This window comes from Calothrix rhizosoleniae SC01 (assembly GCF_900185595.1).
Classification (GTDB): Bacteria; Cyanobacteriota; Cyanobacteriia; order Cyanobacteriales; family Nostocaceae; genus Calothrix_A; species Calothrix_A rhizosoleniae.
On the sequence record NZ_FYBH01000439.1, the window covers coordinates 1 to 3,520 of the forward strand.

Annotated in this window: 3 protein-coding genes; all 3 read right to left on the bottom strand. The window is 39.8% G+C overall.

The window, feature by feature from the left end:
* Nucleotides 1-23: 23 nt before the first annotated feature.
* Nucleotides 24-935 (bottom strand): AAA family ATPase, encoded by a 912-nt coding sequence (locus CALSC_RS25110; protein ID WP_088243914.1) that lies wholly within the window; start codon nucleotides 933-935, stop codon nucleotides 24-26.
* Nucleotides 936-1,022: 87 nt separating this feature from the next.
* Entirely contained in the window at nucleotides 1,023-2,033 is a 1,011-nt protein-coding gene (locus CALSC_RS25115) for a bifunctional riboflavin kinase/FAD synthetase (RefSeq protein WP_200817756.1), read from the bottom strand.
* Nucleotides 2,034-2,324: 291 nt separating this feature from the next.
* The gene (locus CALSC_RS25120) at nucleotides 2,325-3,200 is read right to left on the bottom strand and encodes an MBL fold metallo-hydrolase (RefSeq protein WP_088243915.1); all 876 of its coding nucleotides are present in this window, start codon (nucleotides 3,198-3,200) and stop codon (nucleotides 2,325-2,327) included.
* Nucleotides 3,201-3,520: the final 320 nt, after the last annotated feature.

The window sequence follows — 3,520 nt, forward strand, 5'->3', positions numbered from 1 at the left end:
CAGTTATTACTTATTATTTACCCTTAAACTCCTACGGGAACAGAACGTAATAATCTATCCATAACCGTCATTCCCCTACGTCCAGAAGCAGGTATTATCCGATGGGAAAAAACATAGGGAGCTAAAAATTTAATATCATCATGGAGAGCATAATCTCGCCCTTCTAGAAAAGCGAAAGCCTGAGTCGCTTTTTGTAATGCTACAGTACCTCGAGGACTTACCCCCAGAGTAATTTCTTCATCATTTCTGGTGGCTCGGACTAATTCTAAAATGTATTCTTGTAAAGAAGTATCAACACGAACTTGTGTACATAATTGACGTAACTCTTGTAACTCTGCCAAAGTAATACAGGGTGATAATTTTTCTATTTGCACACCTGATTGGAGACGTTGCAACATTTGCAGTTCTTCTGTTTCCGAAGGATAACCCAGACTCAAAGACACCATAAATCTGTCCATTTGAGCTTCAGGTAAAGGAAATGTTCCTTGATACTCAATGGGGTTCTGGGTAGCAATCACAAAGAATGGGGTGGGAACAGAACGGGAAACCCCATCTACTGTCACCTGATGCTCTGCCATGACTTCCAGCAAAGCTGATTGGGTTCGAGGGGTAGCACGGTTAATTTCATCAGCCAGCACAACATTAGCAAATATTGGCCCTGGAAGAAAGGTAAATTCTCCACTTTTAGGATTCCATATGCTAGTACCAGTAACATCTGTGGGTAGTAAGTCTGGAGTGCATTGTAGTCTTTGGAATTTACCATCAATGGAACGAGCCAAGGATTTTGCCAGTAAGGTTTTACCAACTCCAGGCACATCTTCTAGTAAAGCATGACCATCGGCTAACAGGGCAACTATCACTAAACGTATAGCCTCATCTTTACCGACGATGGTTAAAGCTAAATTTTGTTTTAGAGCGTCAATTTTTTCTCTCATGCACCAAATTGGGGAGTGGGGAACAAGAAATGGGGAACAGGAAACATTCCCCTTACTTGCTCTTAGTTTTCCCACTCTGGGGCTAAATTAACACCCTTGACGGAAAAAATTTCGGGCGCTGTCGCAATCATGCTGAATTTGGTTTTTGAGTGCTTCTAGGGAACCAAATTTCTGTTCTGAGCGTAAAAATTGTTCTAGTTTGACTACTAGTTTTTCACCATATAAATTACCAGACCAATCTAATAAATGGACTTCTACCGATATTTGGGTGCCACTAACAGTGGGGCGAATACCTATATTCATCACCCCCCAAGACTCACTTTTTAAGACATCTGATGTTCCCTTTTCAATAGAAACACGTACGGCATAAACTCCTTGACGGGGCAAGAATTTATCTGGTGGTAATGCTAAATTTGCTGTGGGGAAGCCAATGGTTCTACCAAGTTGTTCACCTTCCATCACCGTACCAATTAGGGAATATGATCTACCCAGGAGTTGATTGGCTCGTTGAATATCTCCCTGAAGCAGGTGTTCGCGGATGAGTGTGGTACTAATAGGTAAACTCTCGCCATCAGCATTAATTTCTAAAGGCACAATATTTACTCGGATACCATATTTGGCTGCAATAACTTGTAAATCTTGAGCAGTTCCAAGACGGCGAGAACCAAACCGAAAATCTTGCCCTACAGTAATTTGTACCACTTGTAGTTGTTGAATGAGAATTTTTTCTACGAACTCAGTAGGAGTGAGAGCTGATAATTCCTTGTCAAAAGGTAATAGTACCAGCTGTTCTATCCCTAGCGATCGCAATTGTTCAACTTTTTCATCCAGAGGTGTTAATAAATCATGGGGTTGTCCGCTAAAAAACTCCCGTGGATGGGGGTTAAATGTAACTACAGTAGAGTAAATATGCTCCCTACAGTGGCTATTTTGCTCCTCCTCCATTGATTTTTTTAACTTCAACATCGGTTGAAGCACTTGTTGATGACCAAGATGGATACCATCAAATTTTCCCAGAGCAATAGCAGTGGGAGTAAGAGCTAATTTAGTTGCATTTGCAACCCACACAGAACACCCATTTTGAGACAGATTTTGCACGTTGATTCTGGGAAAGTAAGTTTATCAAGCTATCAGCCTGCTCCCAAAGAAAACATAATTAGGGAAGATTCCCAATACCAAGTTGCTGATAGTTACCGAAATTGCCATCACAGCTACTTCCTTTACCATAGAACTGGAATTTAAAGATGTTTCTCTGGGGGATTTTCCCTATTCAGCTTATTAATCGTCTTACTGACTGTATACAGCTGAGTGGGGACAGTTGAGAGCCTCTTTACCACCAATCTAATCTAAAATCTACAATCACTCCGAATGCTCTTAGAAATCAAAATCCTAACTAACAGGAAAAGATTCTGATAAAGGTACTGAAACTGGAACATCAAGTATCATACCTTCCCTAGCCATAATGGTACCAGGATATTCTGCTGCGGCCTGTTCGCCCACGTTATCTAAAAAATCATCATCATGGGCAGGATCATGATGGTAAATCACCAAGGTTTTCACATTCGCAGCTTTTGCCATTTTTACTGCTTCTTGCCAAGTGGAATGTCCCCAGCCAATTTTTGGTGATCTTGGTGAATTATATTCTTCGTCTGTATAAGTTGAATCATAAATTAAAACATCAGCATTACGAGCTAAATACAAAATATTTTCATCTAGTTTGTCTGGAAAATGTTCTGTATCAGTTATATATGCTGCGGCTCCACCATACCAATTAACTCTATATCCTACGGCTTCACCAGGATGATTGAGTGGTGCAGTTTCTACTTTGATCTCATTGATATAGATGGGATTTCCCGGTTTTACATCGTAGAAATCCAAATTAGATTGCATGATTTGTAAGGGAACAGGAAAATTTGGGTGCAACATCTGGTCATTGAGACGCTGTTCTACTGTAGATCCATCAGGAGCAATTGCTCCATAAATATGAATGCTATTTCCCTTGACAAACCCTGGAGTAAAAAAAGGAAACCCTTGCATATGATCCCAATGGGAATGGGTAAAAAATAGATGAGCTTCTATAGGCATTTTGGACATTAGAGATTGTCCTAAGACATGTAGCCCTGTACCACCATCAAAAATTAATCTTTTACCACCCACTCGCATTTCTACACAAGGGGTGTTACCACCGTAACGAACGGTATTTGTTCCTGGGCAAGGGATACTACCACGAACCCCCCAAAAATGTACTGTAAATTTTTTCTCCATATTCAAAAATTGTGTGGGTAATTAATATCAACTAGGTTTGTTTTTTTAATTGCGTACTTTCATACTAAGTAGTGTTTAATATATAACAGTGGTGCTGAGTCAAAGGTGAATTTAAGAAAAATCAACCTCTATAATGTTTAGATAATTTGTACGCGTGATTCTGGTTCTAATATATAGCTCCTACTTTATAGCCTAAATTCTGAGTTCATACATTGCATATAAGTGATAACACTGCTTTTTTGCATCATATTTTACTTAATATCCTCTCACCGCCAATCTTTGTGGATATGGCGGGAGTCTTATGGGGATGCTAGAGAAAG